A 16,293-nucleotide genomic window follows, 5' to 3' on the forward strand; every position below is an offset into this window, starting at 1 on the left:
GTGATTAGTCCAGGGCGCGTTCTGCTTTGCGGGTCAGGTCACGAGCATTGCTCTTTGTGTCTTCAGCAACTCCCTTCACGGCTTCGCTGGCATTGCTTTCTGCACGCTTGGTGTTCACTTTCACATTCTGAGTGCCACGATCGGTTCCGCCTTTGACGCGATCGGTTAGATCTTCAGCAGACTCGCCAACGCTGTCAGTAATGTTGCGAACTCGTTCACCCAACGGTGCACCGCTCGTATAGTTATCCACGTAGTCTCCAACGCTCTCGATCGATTTATCGAGATTTTTCTCGGCTTTATCCACCCGTCGTTCGATCTGGGCACCGAGGTTTTTGCGCTGATAGCGAGGGTCGGTGTCGCTGTACACATTCATGCCGCCCTCAGGCTCCTGGATCGGGTCATACAACTCAGTGGGCTGATTGGCTCCTGTCTTAGCATGGTAAGAGCCTTCGCCCGAAGATCTTGGCGTGGGCGGATTAGACGACATCGGGCTTGCCGGACTGCTATTTGACGACACAGGCGGAGCCGCATTGCCGCAAGCCGTGCTAACTAGCATCAGCACCCCTGCAACCAGAACTACAGCGATACGGGCGAACGGAAACCGCTTCACAGCAGCAACAAGATTTGAAAAACGATCGAACAGTAAATCCTTCATATTTACACTCCGTTATATTTTAAGCCGATCAAATGGGATTCAGGATTATTTCGATTGACCTTCCGCTTGACCTTCGAGCGCATCTTTGATGAAATCAGTTGATTGCTGGAATTGATCGCCAATCTTTTCTAGAATTTTTTCGTTAGGATTTGAGCGTTGGATAATCGGCTGTTTCTCAGGGGTTGCAGTTTCCGTATTCTTGATTATCTTCTCGCGATAATCCTGTCCGACTGGACCTACATCAGGATTTTTGCTTCTTTCAGCGTCATCGCCGGGATAGAGAATATCCTGTGCTGAATTACTTTTTACGTCACTGCTTGCAATCAATTCTCCATTACCGATTAGCGAAGAACGCATCATCGGTTTTGTATTACGATTTCCGTGTTCGCCGCTCACTTTCGGATCGGTAGACATCTTATAATCGGTATAGCCGTCACCGCCTCCCTTGTAGGGATTGTTTTGTCCTCCCATCTGCACGGGGGGAACTTCCGGGCGTGCTCCTTGAATGTTTCCACTGTTGCAGGAGGTGAGCAACAGCGTAAATCCAGCGACCAGAACAATAGCGAGACGGGCAATCCGTAGCTGTTTAAGCCAGGAAACAACTTGCTTCACAAAAGTACTCCGTGCTTTCGCAATTTTATAAAAGGCTTGAGACGCTACTCACATTACTTGAGACGCTGGCGTAACTTCCTCTAGCCAAAGTTATATTCAGTTCAGCATGAACATATTGTGAACTTATTTGAAGCGCTGCGGCAGGGTAGGAAAGCGGTGACTGAAAGCAGGACTTTGTTTGCAAATTAACCATAAATTAGAGGGTTAGTAGAGCATTGATCCTCTGTCTTTTGATAGTGATCAAGCCATGAGCGCAAATCTTCTGAGGTAGGGCAGGCTGTTGCGAAAGTTACCTCATGGCGGATGTAGAGAATCTTCTAAATCTGAGATTGTAGAACCAACAGAATTTGAGCGATGGGAGAGGTCTCCTCCCCGATCTCTATGTTTGGCAGCTCTACTGCACAGCTTTTTCGGAATAGCTTTTTCGAAACCGGAGGTTTGCTAGCGATGGGTTTGTTCTCCAGGGTTGAATTACCAGAACTTTTAGCCCCTTCGGAGCTGCCTTACGTTTCAATCTATTTATCTGCTTGCATTCACAGGAAATCTGGAGCGGCTCAGAAGCAATTTCAACAGGCAATTCATCTCGTTCAGCAACAGCTTAATCAAGCAGGCGATCGGGCAAATGATCCTGATTTCGCAGCTAGAATCGCGACTGACTTTCGGGACACGATGCAAACCCTGGAACAGCAGGTGATCAATACGCTGACTGCCGAAAGTGTGGTGATCTTCTACAAGCCTCGGTTTTTACGCTGTTATCAACTGCTAGGGTGTTTTATCGAAACCGTGAGAGTTGGGCAATGTTTTGATTTGAAGCCGCTGATGCCCTTGTTAACCCAGGGAGAACTTTTCTATGTGCTGGCATTTGGGCAGAGCCGGGTGCGACTGCTGCAAGGTTCTCGTCAGGGAATTCGCATTGTCAGTTCAGAGGAACTACCAGAGCCGCTGGTCGACGCAATTGAACTCCATCGCTTTGAACCCTCAATTCGAGCGGCTCGATCGAAACGCCTGATTGGTTCCCGTGCAGTAGGTCGCCCATTGATCTACGATGATTTTCGTGATGATTTTTTGGAACAGGAAGCTTTTCTGAAGCAGCAAATGCACGACGACTGTCAAGAGTTAGCAGAACAGCTCGATCGCTTTTTAGAACCGCAAAATGCGCCGCTCCTTCTGGCAGGAATGCCTCAACTTTTGTCCACTTATCGCACAATCAACACAGCCCCAACCATGCTAAACACACAAATTGCTGGCAACCTGGATACGATGAAGCTGGAAGAATTGCACCAACAAGCCTGGAATCGGGTTCAAGAGCTGGTGAGCAGTGAGCGTGAGCAGGCATTACGTCAATATCGGCAGGCAGCTCAGGTTGGCTCTGCCTCAAATCATCTTGGGGAAATCATTACTAGAGCAGTCGATCGCAGAGTCAAAACCCTATTCATCGCATCGAACTATCAAAAGTGGGGCAGGTTTAATCCCTACACCTGGGAAGTAGATGTGCATTGGCGGGCTGAAGCAGGGGATATTGACTTGACTCAGCTTGCAATCGAGCAAACCCTGCTGTATGGGGGCACTGTGTACGTGCTGAATCCTGGGATGTTTTCTTCCTCTCATTCTGCTTCGCCCTCGACGCAGAGTGATTTTGGCACGATCGCCGCAATTTTTAGATCCTAACCATCTCTATTGCCTCCAACGAAACGGTAGACGTTGCATGGATAGGTTTTAAGCCTACCCTCATCACTGATGTCTAAAAACCACTCTCTTAAACCTAAACCTCTTGAACTTACAACCGCTGTTTAAAGGCAGTGGGACAAGTTTAATAGGGCAGGTCGAGAACCGATAGGGCTGCAATTGACAGGAAGTTCTATCGAAATCTAGCTGAAGAGGGAGCAATTTTTCTGTCTGCTGACCCATCTCTACTTCCATCTTTTGAATGATGCCAAAGAAAATTAACAGTGCGATCTTATACAAAGATTTGGGAACGCCGTTGCATCATTGAGTTGCATGATTGAGTCGAATTGTTAATTAATAGCGATCGATTCATTGTTTAAACCTTACTGACCGAACTGAATACTTGGAGAATTGAATATGCGTCAATTGATGCGTTGGCTGCGTCAGATGCAACTGCTCCGCACAATCAGCCGAACAATAGCGATCGGTTTGATGACGGTTGCTTTGCTCTTGACTCCAGCATTTGTTCTGCAGAGCACCGTTCAGGCGCAAGCTGCATCGGATGCGCCAAATGCCCCTGAAAAGCGACTTCGCATTATTCAGGCGCAACCGAATGAGGTGGATACAATTAGCCCGCAAGTCCTAAAGCGGATTCAGCGCAAAGCAGAAGACCTGGGCGATAAGGCGAAACGCAATATCGGAGACACGGGATTAAAGAATCTGCGTGGGCTTCCAGATAAAGTTCCTGAGACGATCGATCTGGTGAAAAAGCAGCGATTTGGGAGAGGAACACAGGCGAAGCCAGAAACGACAAAAGGTCATTAAAACGAGAATAGAACGAGGATAGATTTTTAAGCCTTAGGCTGGGTTTACAACCATTAATTTTGCAATCAAAATTGTTTAGATTTTCAAAGCGAGAAGCACACAGGAGAAGATAATGCCGATTTTTATTCGTGATGACTTGGTTTATGTGCTGCTGCAAAAGATCGATGAAAGCGATCAAGGCCCGGGTCCAGACCCAGTAAAGATTACTGAAACGGATTTGGCCGGAATGGAAGTGACTCCGGTTGAGCTTCTCGGACATTTAGATTTCCTGAACCAAGAGCAGTATATCAACGCTGAGTTTAGCGGCAATGCCTACGGCAATCAGGAAGACGTGCCGGATGCCGTGAACCCGAAGGAATTTGACTTTCGGATTGCGGGTACCTTCGGTTCGTCCGATGGTCCTTTGCCTCACCTGATCGAATTTGAGAAGGCAGAGCTGACCCAGAAGGGACGCAAAATGCTGGAAGAAATGAAGGCAAAACCGCCCAAAGCGATCGAGAAAGGTCCGAGCGTGCCGATCCTCGATAAGGATAAGCCGTTCCTGGAAAAGGTGATGGTTAAAGGCAGTCTGCCAGATTTGTTCGATGCCCGCGACCTGACCGAAGTGGTCTTCCGCGTCATGCGCGATCTGTTGACCAAAGAAGCTGCCGATCGCGTTGAATCTGAACTGCACGAAGAGGTTCTGCCAACCGACAACAAGGCTCTGAAAATGGAAATTAGCGATTTATGGCATGACACCAATCCGCTGGTTGCCTTTATCAGTCGTTTTCGTCCGCCGCTGCATGACAATGCCGGATTTTTGCTGAAGATCGACGACGATCGCTTCTTGTTCCGCGTGGCAAATGAGGGAGGCTTACCGCCAACCACCGATCGAGAAACGGTCGTTAAAGCGGTCTTCTCAGCTACTAAGGACGAGCTATCGCCAGAACGAATTCAGGAAGTGGCTGAAGCTCTGCCAGGCGTAGTTCGCAAACTCTGGGAAGAAGCATAACCACAGCCTGTTTGATTTCCCCTACCCTAGACTCTCTCCTAACAAATCAGCAATAGATTTCGATCGTCATAATCCGGTAAAAAACGGGTTTCATCGAATCTATTGCTATTTTTTTGTTAATTATTTCGATTAGCACAATTTGTCGTTATTGCTTTGCATTTCCCTACTTCGATCGGTTCAGCATTTGCCCGTCTACTGGTGATCGTGCTTACAATCCAGGCTTGAGTAGGCGGGTCTTTCTCACCTGGGGGAGATGAAAATTTCCCCAATCAAAGAGATTCTTACTCTATTAGGAATATTCATTTTTGCTGTGCTGCGATCGCCCTCACGTGGAACTGCTCCGCATCGTCAGCCTCGCGCAAGCTCTTTGCGTGAATTTGTTTTGTATTAGAAGGAAACGGACATGGTTCATTCGTTCACAGTTATGGAGTCTTGGGGAAGGCTGTCCTGGATTGCACAAGTTCCCGTCGATCCAAACCTGGCTCGCCCCGAACAAACCTCGGTTCTGTTTTCAGGACCGCAGTTTTTCGTTGCTTTGATTTCTGGAATCCTGCTGGCATTTGCGATTCAGCTGGTGCTAACCAACCTTTCGGTCGCAGCAGGCATTTCAATTTTGGGTCGCTCAACCGATCCTGATCATCAATCGAGTCGATCGAGCCATCACGATGATGACCATGATTCTGGCGTTGGCTCCACAATTCGCAAGATCGGGTTTGGCGTCGGTCTCTGGACGCTGATCAGCGTAAGTTTAGCTCTGTTTATTGCCTGTTATCTGGCAGTGCAGCTCAGTCTGCTGACCAGCTCTGGGCTGGGGGCGATCGTCGGTTTGGTGATCTGGGCGGCTTACTTTTCGCTGCTGGTCTGGTTTAGCTCGACGACCGTTGGCTCGATGGTGGGTTCGGTCGTGCAGGCAGCCACTTCCGGTTTCCAGTCAGTTTTCAACACGGCAACGGCAGCGATCGGCGGACAAATGGCAAAGCGGCAGGCAGTTTCGACCGCAGAAGCAGTGGCATCAGCCGTTCGCAATGAGATTGGCAGTGCGATCGACCCTTCGCAGATCCGCCAGTCGATCGAAGACTACGTGCACCGACTCAACCTGCCTAATTACGACCTGACTAAGGTACGACGTGATTTTGAAAGTTTGCTGGATGATCCAGAAGTTCAGGCGTTGGCAGACAACAACCGCCTGAGCCAGATCGATCGCCAAACATTTGTTGATCTGGTCAGCCGTCGCACCGACTTCTCACCGCAGGAAGTGAATCGATTTGCGGATCTGCTGGAAGGGACTTGGCGGCAAACGCTGGGCAAGCGTCAGCGGCGCGATCAAATGTCCGAACTGACCAACTATCTGCAAAGCACGCAGCCCGGACAGCTTCAAATCGACGAACTGAACCGCAAGATCGATCGCCTTGCGGATGAACTGCGTCAGGCGCAAACCAACAATACGACCTTGGCAGCCAATGTTACAAATGCGGTGAATGCCGCGAGTAGTGCAGCAAGTAGCGCAGCGGATGCCGCAAACAATGCAGCCAGTACAGCCGGTACTGCAAGCACAGGTAGCAATGCGGGTGCAAGCCAGGGCATGATGCAGCAGACCGCAATGACAGGTCTGAATACGCTGATTGGCCTGGTGATGGGGCGCACCGATCTGTCTGACATTAACGTGAGCCAAATTGTCGATCGCCTTAAATCTGCTTCAGGAACCGTTTCGGAGCAAACTAGCAAAGCGGTGTCGCAGGTGAAAGGCGACAATCAGCCATCTCCGATTCGCACCGATGTGGAACACTATCTGCTGAATACCTATTCCTGGCAGATGACTCCCGAACGGCTCGATCGCGAATTCCGCGAAGTGCTGTATGATCCGGCAGCCGACCCCGACGCTGTGATCGATCAGGTTTCGCGTCTGAATCGTGCCCTGTTTGTGCAGCTACTTTCGTCGCGGGGTGTGTTTACGCCGTCTCGGGTTGAAGAAATCGCTGACCAGCTTGAGCGCATTCGGCAGGAAGTGATTACCACGGCTAGAGCCGAAAAAGAGCGCGAGGTGACGACTGATTTGCAGCAGCGGATCGAAATTTATCTCACGCTGACGCCCAAGGAGCAGTTGTTCTCAAACAGCACTCTGCCCGCGTTCTATGCGATTCTGCACAATGCGGAAGCAGAGTACGAAACCACTTCAGTGCGTCTGGCTCCCTTTAGCCGTGATGCCCTGCGCCAAATGCTGATGCAGCGTCAGGATCTCACGCCCGAGGAAACAGAAACGATTCTAAACGCGCTGGAAGCCACTCGCAATCAGGCGTTAGAAGAATCTCGATCGCTCGATCAGCAGGCAAAAGAGCGACTCACCACGCTGCGCGATCGCTTTGCGAACTATCTCAGCAGCACAGGCAAAGCCGAACTTAGCCCTGAAGGGATTCAGCGCGATTTGCAGCTTTTGCTGAACGACCCGCAGACGGGCATTTCTTCCTTGCGGAATCGGCTAGGTCACTTCGATCGCGATACCGTCGTACAGCTTTTGCGCCAGCGTCAAGATTTGACCGACGACGAAGCCAATCGGATTGTGGGTCAGGTTGAGTCCAATTGGAATTCGGTCGTTCACGCACCGCAAACCGCAGTGGATACGGTGAAAGATCGCACCAATCAAACGCTCGAAACCCTGGCTCAATATCTGCGGAACACCAACAAAGAAGCCCTCAATCCCGAAGGGATTCAGCGCGATCTGCAAACTCTGCTGAACGATCCGAAGGAAGGATCGCTCGCCCTACGCCGCAGACTTGCCAGCATCGATCGCGATACGCTGGTGCAGTTGCTCAGTCAGCGTCAGGATCTCAGCTCCGATCAGGTGAACCGGACTATCGATCAGGTGCAAAACTCGATCGCCCAGATTCGCCGCAGCCCCCGCCGTCTCGCGCTGAGAACGCAGCAGCAGGTAATGGGCTTTGAGTCGATGCTGGAAGACTACCTGCGGAATACCAACAAGGAAGAGCTGAATCCTGAAGGCATCAAGCGCGATCTGCAAACCCTGCTGAACGATCCGAGAGCCGGAATGTACCAGTTGGGCGATCGCCTGTCTCGCTTTGATCGATCGACGCTGATTGCGCTGATGTCTCAACGTCAAGACATCTCCCGTGAAGAAGCCGAGCGAATTGTTGATCAGGTCAACTCGACCCTAATGCAGTTCCTCGATCAGATTCGACAGGTGCAGTACCGCATTCAGTCGGTGATCGACAACATCCTCGATCGGATTCGCAGCTACCTCAACTCGCTCGATCGCCCCGAACTCAACTACGAAGGCATCAAGCGCGACGTGCTGCAACTGTTTGACGATCCGCAGGCTGGCTTTGACGCCCTTCGCGATCGTCTAAGCCATTTCGATCGCGGCACGATGATGGCAATCCTGGGGTCACGCGCCGACATTCCCAACGAGTACGCCCACCGCATTGTGGATCAAATCGAATCGGCACGGGTGGGTGTTCTGCAACGGGCAGAGCGGGTACAAATGGAAGCGCAGCGTCGTGTTGAAACCGTTAAATATCAGGCGCAGCGTCAGCTTGACGAAACTCGCAAAGCAGCGGCAACGGCTGCTTGGTGGCTATTCTTTACCGCGGTCGTGTCCGCAGTAACGGCGGCAATTGGCGGTTCGATCGCAGCAAGCTAAACATTCAGGACTAACCTGAAACCGAAGGGCATGGCACGGCTATGCCCTTTTGTATGAGCTTATTCAATTTCAATGAAGTCAGTAGTTCAATTTCGAGAGATTGCAATGATTTCCAACTTAGTAGAAGACGGCTGGCAAATTATCTACCACCGTGCCCATGCCCTTTTAGCCGCCCAACTTGCCGGACACTGGGAGCGATCGAATGCCCCGATTCGACTCTATGAAACGATCGCCGCAATTTCTCACCACGACGATCTGGAGAAAGAATGGGACGGCAACGAACTCACCCCCGCAGGCGCACCGCTGGACTTCACGCTGGCTCACATCCCGGATAAAGAGTCGATCGCCAGTATGCGGGGTCAAATCACCAGTGCCCGCTATCGAGGACGCTTCGTGACGCTGCTAACTTCAAAACACCTGACCTTTCTAAGTCAGACTCAGTGGGGAGCTTCTCCCGAATGGGATGAGTTTTTGAACGAGCAAATCGAACTGCAAACTCGCTATCAAAAAGAATTGGGCATCAGCAAAGACGAAGCAGAACGGGCCTATCAGTTTATGCGCTGGTGCGATCGGCTCTCCCTGATTCTGGTACAGCAAAAAATTCCTGATATGGAACGCGCCCTGGAAATTACAAGTGGCATCGATGACATTCGCTATGATGTGCGTCAGCTCAAAGACGGCAAACTAACGGTCGAACCCTGGTGTTTTGAAGAAGACGAATTCACGGTGAATGTGGAAGCTTGCCATGTGAAACAGCTTCAATTTAAGAACAATCAGGAATTAGTGCAAGTCCTTCAGTCCGCTCCAATCGACATCTTGGAATGGACGTTTACCAAGGTGGACTAGAGCGATCGCAAATCATCAACCTATCGCTATTCACCTATCTCAACTTAACCTACAGCGTTTTTCATTTATGTAAGGTACGGGGGTATGTAAGGTACGGGGGTGGGGGGGCTTTCTCGCCGTACAGAGTTCTGCCCCTGCACTCCATTTTTTATACTTCAATCGCCTGCACAAGGCTGGATCTAATTCAGGAGTATCTCAAGCCTTTAACATGAGAGGAGGTTTGAACAAGGTGCGATCGTTCTCCGAACCGCCTCTCAGCCGATCAATTCTATATGGACCATGACCTATATCCTCAAAAACCCGTCGATCGTTTGGAATTTGCTGCTGGAGCATCTGGCGATGACGGGTGTAACGCTAATTCTGGCAATCCTGGTTGCAGTGCCGATCGTGCTGCTGATCACGCGACTGCCCTGGCTTAGGGTTCCGGTTCTAGGTGGGTTAGGGCTGCTCTACACGATTCCCAGTCTGGCTCTGATCATTTTGCTGGTTCCGTTTTTAGGACTGAATGCGCGATCGGTGATTGCGGCAATGGTGATCTATAGTCAGGTAATTCTGGTGCGAAGTCTTACGATTGGGCTTCAGGCAATTCCGCCACAGGTGATGGAGGCGGCGCGGGCAATGGGAATGAATGCCTGGCAGCGATGGTGGCGCGTGCAGGTTCCGCTGGTGCTGCCCATGTTTCTTGCCGGGGTACGGTTGGCGGCGATCGTGGTGATTGCCATTGCAACAATCGGCGCGAAGTTTGGGGCAGGCGGACTAGGAACGCTTTTATTTGAAGGCATCGCTCAAACCGGACGCTACGACAAAATCTGGGCAGGGTCGATCGCGGTGGCAGCCCTGGCTTGGTCAGTGAATGGTGTGCTGCTGGGGCTGGAACAATTCACCAGTCCTGCTCGGCGAATGCAGCGATCGCAGCCGTCTGGGTTGGGTCTGCTGTTTGCAATGCGACGCAGATCTTCCCTCTAAAGCCCTTCCCCCTAGAGACCCTCAATCCTACTGACCTATGGCGCGACTTTTGGAGTCGCCGAACGTGCAAATACTCGTCATGAAATTGACCTTGCTCAATCCACGAATGCTCGATCGATCGCGATCGCTCCCGAAATGAATCCAGATATTGATTCAGGAACAGAGCAAGAGCAGCGCACTCCAAAAGGAGGTGTGATTGGCTGGCTAAAATGGCTGATTGGACATCGCATCCTTGCAGCGTCTAAATTAGAACTAGTCTGATTCCCAGATTCGAGGGAAATATCAGGGAAAATCTTGTATTTGATAACCGACTTCGCAGACCACAAACGCTCGATCGGGATTCAATTTGGATGAAGTCGCAAGGGGAAGAACCTATGGAACGGAAAGGATTGGTTCTGTGGTTGACTGGACTCAGCGCAGCAGGTAAAACAACCCTGTCAAAGGGGTTAGAGCGTGAGCTAAAGCGTCGTGCCTGCCCGGTCGAAGTTCTGGATGGTGATATCGTCAGAACCAATCTTTCCAAAGGATTGGGCTACAGCCGCGAAGACCGCACCACGAATATGCGGCGGATTGGCTTTGTGGCAAATCTGCTCAGCCGGAACGGGGTGATTGCGATCGTAGCAACCATCAGTCCCTATCGCGATGCCCGTGAAGAAATGCGGCAATCGATCGAAGATTTCATCGAAGTTTATGTCAATGCGCCGATCGAAGTTTGCGAATTGAGGGATGCTAAAGGGCTATACGCAATGGCGCGGGCAGGCGAACTGCTAGCCTTTACCGGAATAGACGATCCCTATGAGGAGCCGACCAATCCTGATATCGTTTGCTATACCGATCGGGAAACGCCGGAAGAGAGCATTGCGAAAGTTTTAGAAGAGTTGGAGCGGCGAGAGTATATTCCGCCGAAGCCCCAGGTTGAATTTTTTATTTAGCAGAATCTGAGCGGGATTTAATTTCCTGCTGCTTTGTCCCCCCTGTCGTCTGCGTTGCTTTAAAATTGCCTGTGTTGAATCGCGGGGAACTTATGGCAGATCCAATTCCGGTAGTGGTGAATGGTGCAGCAGGCAAGATGGGGCGGGAAGTGGTGAAAGCGATCGCCGGAGCGAATGATATGACGCTGGTGGGCGCGATCGATCGCAATCCAGAAATTCAGGGGGAGGATATTGGCGAAATTGTCGGCTGTGGTGCGCTAGAAATTCCGGTGCTGAATGATCTGGAAGCAACGCTGGCAATGGCAGCACAGGAAAAGCAGCTTGCGGTGATGGTGGACTTTACCCACCCCGATTCGGTGTATGACAACGTGCGGGCAGCGGTCGCTTACGGGGTGCGTCCGGTAATTGGCACAACCGGGCTGAGCGAGGAGCAGATTGAAGAACTGAGCGAGTTTGCCGATAAAGCCAGTACAGGCTGTTTGATTATTCCGAATTTTTCGATCGGGGTGGTGCTGCTTCAGCAGGCGGCAATTCAGGCATCGCAGTATTTCGACCACGTTGAAATTATTGAGCTGCACCACAACCAAAAAGCCGATGCGCCCAGTGGAACCGCGATTCAGACGGCTCAGCTTTTAGAAGAATTTGGTAAGCCCTTTAACCCACCCAGCGTTCAGGAAACCGAAAAGCTCCCTGGAGCAAGAGGATCAGAAACCGAGTCCGGCATCAGGATTCACAGCGTTCGCCTGCCAGGACTAATCGCTCACCAGGAAGTGATTTTTGGTGCACCAGGGCAAATTTATACGCTCCGGCATGATACGAGCGATCGGGCTTGCTATATGCCGGGTGTGCTGCTGTCAATCCGCAAGGTAATTCAGCTTAAGCAGTTGGTGTATGGACTGGAGAAGATTTTGTAACGGTTAGGCAAAATAATCTACCGTCGTTAACACACCTGCTCCGCTGTTTCCGGGATTGAACCGGATGCCTGTCACATCGATAACCAGGTCGCGGTTTGCGCTGTAGCCCTTGACCGTATCATTGACCGACAGATAGGTATTGCCGCGCCAGTTAAAAAAGACCGCCTCATTTCCATGGAGCTTTTGACCCTGGCTGCGCTGATTCTTGTCTTTATAGGCGTTGCGGCTGGCTTGCTCCAAGGTTTTTCCTCTGACTCGTCCGGCGTTAAATAGCCCTCTGAGACGATCGCTCGATCGCAGATTATTGTCAAAGTCCAGCTCAAAGCGATCGCCTTTCTCAGCATTAAACTTCCGCACCCGATCGGGAGCATTTGCCAGCGAGGTGGTCAGGGCTGCGGCGGGACTGCTACCCGCGAAGATAATACGATCGGCTCCTGAGCCGCCAGAAAGTGTATCCTGACCGTTGCCGCCAATCAGAATGTCATTGCCCGAACCGCCAAGCAGCACATCGTCGTCCAAGCCCCCGTCGAGGCGATCGTTATCTTTGCCCCCGTCAAGGCGATCGTCACAGTCTAAGCCGACCAGCGTATCGTTGCCGCCCCGTCCGCTCAGAATGTCGCTGTTTTCTGTGCCTTCCAGAAGGTCTGCATCTTTGGTGCCGCGCCGCGTGATGCCCGGATCACAAATCTTGACTGTCACCAGATTCGTCCACCGCTCTGCCACGTTTGCCTGCAGCGGATTGCCTGCCCGATCGCTGATACCCGTATCGCCTGCGGTGAGGCTGAGCCGATAGTCGCCCTGCCCGTTGGTTAGCTTTCGCAGGTTGCCTAAGGTCCAGGTGATGCCGTCTGCACTATTCAGTGTGGCTCTAGAGAGATTCACCGGATTGCCGTCTTTGGTGAGCCGCAAATCGTTGATGTCCAGCCCAGCGACCGCTTCATTAAATTGCAGCGTAATAGCGTTGACCTGTTCGCGGCGGGTTTGGGGGGTGACGGGCACAATGGTTGGAACAGGAGCCGTGCGATCGATCGTGTAAACTTCTCCGGTGAAATTGCCGTTTCCGATTCCTGCCGCACCCAGGTTGACTCCCAGCGTGTTGATAATCGAGTCATTGTCGATCAGGTTTAAGCCGATCGTGCCGTCGCTGTTGCCCGCATTCACCGCAACCGTGTAGAAGCTGTCGTTAACTCGCGTGACCGACGCAATGCTGGCTCCAGTCACGCCTGTAGTAGCAAGGCTAAAGTCAGTGGCATCCACTCTCGAAACCGCATCGTTGAAAATGACCGCAAAGTTGACGCTGGTAGCGTTCAGCGGATTGCTTTCCAGACGAGTGATCGAGGCAACGCGGGGAGGCGTTTTGTTCACACTATAGGAACCGCCGAGGAAATTTCCGTTTCCTGCCCCTGCTCCACCCAGCGGTACGTCGATGTTATTGCGGATCAGGTCGGTGTCGATCAAATTAAGCTGCAAATTGCCGCTGCTGCTGCCCGTATTCACGCTGACCGTGTAGCTCTTGCCGCTGCCGTTCACCCCCGTAATCTGAGCATCAGGAATTCCCTGAAGGGCAAAACTACGCTGATCAACACCCTGCACATCCTGGGTAAATGAAACGGCGTAATTGACAGTGGCGGCTGCAGTGGGGCTGGGGTTAATCGGCGTAATTGATGAAACGATCGGCGCACTCTTGATCAAGGTGTAAACCTGTCCGGTGAAGTTGCCGTTATCGTTTCCGGCAGTGCCCAATGCCACTCCTAGCCCGTTACGAATCGAGTCGTCGTCTTTCAGGTTTAGTCCCAGGCTGCCATCGCCGCTGCCCGTGTTGACCGTAACGCGATAGGTTACCGGATTGAGTTCCACCAGGTCTGTAATCTGAGCATTGCTCACGCCTCCGGTCGTCGCCAGGACAAAATCACCCTTATCGACCCCAGTGACGGGTTGAGTAAAGTTGACTGTGAAATCAACGCGATCGGCATTGGTGGGGTTGGGGGTTTCTACGGTAATTCCTGAAGCCAGGGGCGGCGTTTTGTCGATCGAGTAGGTTTGGCTATTGGTGAAATTGCCGTTATTGGCTCCTGTGCCGCCTAGCTTCACGTTCAGATTATTCTGAATCGAGTCATTGTCAATCAGGTTTAAGCCCAGCGTGCCGTTCCCAGTTCCCGTATTTAGGGTGACGTTATAAGTGTCTGCGCTGATCGGGGTAATGCCTGTAATGGTTGCTCCGGTAATGCCCACGGCAGCAGGCTGAAAATCATCGATCGTCACCCCGCTCACGCCTGTGGAAAACACCACGCGATAGGCAACCTGGTCTGCCGCAGTTAGGTTTTGAGCATCGAGCCGATTAATCGACAAAACACCTGGAGGGGTGCGATCGATCTGGTAGGCTGCGCCGGATGTGTTGCCGTTGTTGATTCCCGTGCCACCCAATGGAACAACAATATTTCCTCTATTAGTGGAAATTGTGCTGGTAATCGAGTCGTTATCGCGCAGCCGCAACCCAATGGTTCCGGTGAGGCTGGTTCCTGTTTCGATCGAGACTGTGTAGGTTTTGCCTGACCCGGTAATATTTGGCACGAGCGCCGCATCGCTGATCGAGCCAGGAGTCAGCTCAAAATCGGTCGCATCTACCCCCGTGATCGGGCCATCACTGTCAAAGGTCACGGTGTAGTCCACTACATTGGCAGCCGTAAGCGGAGCAGCAGACCGGGCGATCGTCGCTCTGGGCACATTCACTTTCACCACAGACCCGACAACCGTATCGCCGTTGTAAGCCGGATCGCCCTCTGTAATTACTGTTACACCGTTGTTAACAAACAGTGCCCTAGCAGCTCCAGTCCCAGAAGCTCCTACGGTTGCGCCCGTGCCGCCGCTTCCGCCCGAAACTGCGTTGCCATTAAATGTCACACTAGCTAAGCGCAGTGAACCACCCTGAATCGAAATGGCTCCGCCTCGCGCATCTCCTCCTTTTCCGCCCGTTTCACCGGGAGCATTGCCACCCGTGCCGCCGATTGCGCTGTTGTTTTGAAACCCGACGCGAACTAGCGTAACGTTGCCACCGATGATCAAGAGTCCGCCGCCCTCTCCTAGTCCTCCGGTTTGTCCGGGCAGGGTTGCGTCTGCTCCTTTTGCAGTGCCCCCATCAAGCGTCAGGTTTTCAATCAGAACTGTCCCGCTCTCAACGGTAAAAATACGATGGTCCTGGCCGTTGAGGGTTTTGTTGTTGCCCAGGATGCGAATGTTCGATTTGATATTTGGCAAAGCACCGATGATATCAAAGTCGTTCGTGATGTTGATGACATCATCGCCTGCGGTGCTATTTGCATCGTCGATCGCATCCATCAGATCGTCGTAGCTGCCCACATTAAAGGTTGCGAGCTTCTGGCTGTAGGCTTCGAGTGCTTGGGGTGAGAAGGCGATCGGCGTCGTAACTTCTCCGGTTGTGGCTTCTAGCGTCCAGTCTCCGCCCAGTGCGGCACTGCCTGTCACATTAGTTGAGGCGGCAATATCTATCCCGGTGAGCTGGCTTAACTCAGTCAGGAACGATCGCCCCACGGTTCCCGCCGCTACATCACAGCCCCACAGCAGCAGATCCGCACCCGGACGAAAAGAAGCTGACCATTGCCGAAGCAGGAGCGCATATTGACCGAGCGTTGACCCACTGAGATGTGCCGAACCCAATTGCACCGCACCCTCGCTGCCGTGAGACACAATTTGTAGGCTGAGCAGATCGCGCCGCGCCGCTAAAAGCTGCGTAATTTGAGCAATGCCATCCTGGGACGGATCGAGCAAAACAACCTCTGCATCTGACCCAATTCCTTGCAGCAGGGTTTGATAGTCTGCAACGGCGGGGTCAACAACAATGAGCGTCGATCGAATTTCAGTCATGGGTAAATGCGGTCAGAAGTGGGAGCAGCAAAAAGCGAAACTTGTAACGTTTGAGAAATTAACTTTGTAAATCTTTTAGAAGTTGCTTAAATACCGAAACTGGAAGGCGGGTAGAGACAGACCATCCTCAGAAATCTAGGGGAAATATACCCATAGCTGGATAGTTATCTTGCAAGCAGCAGCAATTTTTTTGATAAATTTTTTTTGATAAATACTGATGCATGAAACGGAAATCTTGCTGAATTTAGTTTTAGAAATAGGCAATTAGGCTGTCTGAAGAATTACTTGAACAATTACTTAAGTAGAATGCCCGTGCCAGCGATAAAACTCGCAGGGCTGAAACAATGCTG

General features: G+C 51.6%; 11 protein-coding genes. 8 read left to right on the forward strand and 3 right to left on the reverse strand.

The window, feature by feature from the left end:
- Nucleotides 1-4: 4 nt before the first annotated feature.
- Nucleotides 5-655, reverse strand: coding sequence for a hypothetical protein (locus NDA02_RS04600; protein WP_190790237.1), 651 nt, complete (start codon nt 653-655; stop codon nt 5-7).
- A gap of 45 nt (nt 656-700) precedes the next feature.
- Entirely contained in the window at nt 701-1,267 is a 567-nt protein-coding gene (locus tag NDA02_RS04605; protein WP_190790236.1) for a DUF6658 family protein, read from the reverse strand.
- Nucleotides 1,268-1,648: 381 nt separating this feature from the next.
- On the opposite strand from NDA02_RS04605, the gene NDA02_RS04610 reads away from it, so the two are divergent.
- The 8 genes from NDA02_RS04610 to dapB all read left to right on the forward strand — a co-directional run bounded on the left by NDA02_RS04610 (nt 1,649) and on the right by dapB (nt 12,061).
- Nucleotides 1,649-2,935 (forward strand): hypothetical protein, encoded by a 1,287-nt coding sequence (locus tag NDA02_RS04610; RefSeq protein WP_348254475.1) that lies wholly within the window; start codon nt 1,649-1,651, stop codon nt 2,933-2,935.
- A gap of 414 nt (nt 2,936-3,349) precedes the next feature.
- Nucleotides 3,350-3,757, forward strand: a complete 408-nt coding sequence (locus NDA02_RS04615) for a hypothetical protein (protein WP_348254477.1) — start codon at nt 3,350-3,352, stop codon at nt 3,755-3,757.
- A 112-nt stretch (nt 3,758-3,869) separates the two neighbouring features.
- The gene (locus NDA02_RS04620; RefSeq protein WP_190791168.1) at nt 3,870-4,748 is read left to right on the forward strand and encodes a DUF2267 domain-containing protein; all 879 of its coding nucleotides are present in this window, start codon (nt 3,870-3,872) and stop codon (nt 4,746-4,748) included.
- 403 nt (nt 4,749-5,151) lie between these two features.
- Nucleotides 5,152-8,403 carry an MFS transporter gene (locus NDA02_RS04625; RefSeq protein WP_190791167.1) on the forward strand — a complete coding sequence of 1,084 codons (3,252 nt, stop codon included), beginning with the start codon at nt 5,152-5,154 and terminating at the stop codon, nt 8,401-8,403.
- 105 nt (nt 8,404-8,508) lie between these two features.
- Complete coding sequence (locus NDA02_RS04630) at nt 8,509-9,249, forward strand: DUF3891 family protein (RefSeq protein ID WP_190791166.1); 741 nt, start codon at nt 8,509-8,511, stop codon at nt 9,247-9,249.
- Between the two features lie 279 nt (nt 9,250-9,528).
- Entirely contained in the window at nt 9,529-10,215 is a 687-nt protein-coding gene (locus NDA02_RS04635) for an ABC transporter permease (RefSeq protein WP_190791165.1), read from the forward strand.
- 350 nt (nt 10,216-10,565) lie between these two features.
- Entirely contained in the window at nt 10,566-11,147 is a 582-nt protein-coding gene (cysC, locus tag NDA02_RS04640) for an adenylyl-sulfate kinase (RefSeq protein ID WP_190791164.1), read from the forward strand.
- Nucleotides 11,148-11,239: 92 nt separating this feature from the next.
- Complete coding sequence (dapB, locus tag NDA02_RS04645; protein WP_190791163.1) at nt 11,240-12,061, forward strand: 4-hydroxy-tetrahydrodipicolinate reductase; 822 nt, start codon at nt 11,240-11,242, stop codon at nt 12,059-12,061.
- Nucleotides 12,062-12,064: 3 nt separating this feature from the next.
- On the opposite strand, the gene NDA02_RS04650 is transcribed toward dapB, so the two are convergent.
- The gene (locus NDA02_RS04650; RefSeq protein ID WP_190791162.1) at nt 12,065-15,943 is read right to left on the reverse strand and encodes a DUF4347 domain-containing protein; all 3,879 of its coding nucleotides are present in this window, start codon (nt 15,941-15,943) and stop codon (nt 12,065-12,067) included.
- Nucleotides 15,944-16,293 lie beyond the last annotated feature (350 nt).

It is taken from the genome of Leptolyngbya sp. ST-U4 (assembly GCF_039962215.1).
Taxonomy (GTDB): domain Bacteria; phylum Cyanobacteriota; class Cyanobacteriia; order Elainellales; family Elainellaceae; genus Leptolyngbya_A.

What these genes read in the sequence shown, in the direction of transcription:
- NDA02_RS04610 (WP_348254475.1), top strand. Translation starts at nt 1,649, where the DNA reads ATGTTTGGCAGCTCTACTGCACAGCTTTTTCGGAATAGCTTTTTCGAA.
- cysC (WP_190791164.1), top strand. Translation starts at nt 10,566, where the DNA reads ATGAAGTCGCAAGGGGAAGAACCTATGGAACGGAAAGGATTGGTTCTG.
- dapB (WP_190791163.1), top strand. Translation starts at nt 11,240, where the DNA reads ATGGCAGATCCAATTCCGGTAGTGGTGAATGGTGCAGCAGGCAAGATG.
- NDA02_RS04635 (WP_190791165.1), top strand. Translation starts at nt 9,529, where the DNA reads ATGACCTATATCCTCAAAAACCCGTCGATCGTTTGGAATTTGCTGCTG.
- NDA02_RS04630 (WP_190791166.1), top strand. Translation starts at nt 8,509, where the DNA reads ATGATTTCCAACTTAGTAGAAGACGGCTGGCAAATTATCTACCACCGT.
- NDA02_RS04620 (WP_190791168.1), top strand. Translation starts at nt 3,870, where the DNA reads ATGCCGATTTTTATTCGTGATGACTTGGTTTATGTGCTGCTGCAAAAG.
- NDA02_RS04600 (WP_190790237.1), bottom strand. Translation starts at nt 655, where the DNA reads ATGAAGGATTTACTGTTCGATCGTTTTTCAAATCTTGTTGCTGCTGTG.
- NDA02_RS04615 (WP_348254477.1), top strand. Translation starts at nt 3,350, where the DNA reads ATGCGTCAATTGATGCGTTGGCTGCGTCAGATGCAACTGCTCCGCACA.
- NDA02_RS04625 (WP_190791167.1), top strand. Translation starts at nt 5,152, where the DNA reads ATGGTTCATTCGTTCACAGTTATGGAGTCTTGGGGAAGGCTGTCCTGG.
- NDA02_RS04650 (WP_190791162.1), bottom strand. Translation starts at nt 15,943, where the DNA reads ATGACTGAAATTCGATCGACGCTCATTGTTGTTGACCCCGCCGTTGCA.